The sequence below is a fragment of the Caldalkalibacillus thermarum genome, assembly GCF_014644735.1.
GTDB lineage: Bacteria > Bacillota > Bacilli > Caldalkalibacillales > Caldalkalibacillaceae > Caldalkalibacillus > Caldalkalibacillus thermarum.
Genome location: NZ_BMKZ01000137.1, coordinates 1 through 598, shown reverse-complemented (window position 1 = coordinate 598; position 598 = coordinate 1). Strand labels below are relative to the sequence as shown.

The following is a 598-nucleotide window of genomic DNA, read 5'->3' as shown; positions in this document are numbered from 1 at the left end:
TTTACCCTTGATTTCGTGAGCGTAACAGGCTAGACTTGTGCAAGGGATGAAGGTATCAAATCAATATGACATTTTTACTGACGAATTAATGACGAATTAATATGACATTTTCACTGACGTTTGACACTGGAAAGTGTCATTCGTCAGTTTGTGAAGGAAAAATTAGAGCTGATTATGCGGGGAGAAATCAAACATTTCCTCGAACTAGAACAGGCCGGAACATCAAATATGAGAAACGGCTACTATCAACGAAATCCAGATACGCAATATGGCCGGATTGAGGGTCTTTTGGTGCCAAGAGACCGAAACGGGGAATTTCAAACACAGTTGTTTGCCCCTTATCAACGCCACACCGGCTGGCTGGAGGAAGCCATCATCAGGATATATCAAAGTGGCATGAGTACACGGGAAATTGGCAAGTTTATCGAACGAATTCTAGGAAATGCTTATTCTCCAGCGACGATCAGCCGTATTACCGATGTCGTGAAAGAAGACATCGAGAAATGGCACCATCGTCCACTATCCAAACGTTATTCTGTCTTATATTTGGACGGCTTGTACGTGAAACTTCGCCGGGATACGGTAGAGAAAGAAGTTA

1 protein-coding gene is annotated in these 598 nt (G+C 43.0%); it reads left to right on the top strand.

What is annotated here, in order from left to right; genetic code table 11:
* Window positions 1-120: 120 nt before the first annotated feature.
* Window positions 121-598 (top strand): transposase (locus IEW48_RS16890; RefSeq protein WP_188624733.1); only part of this gene is annotated, 478 nt, incomplete at its 3' end.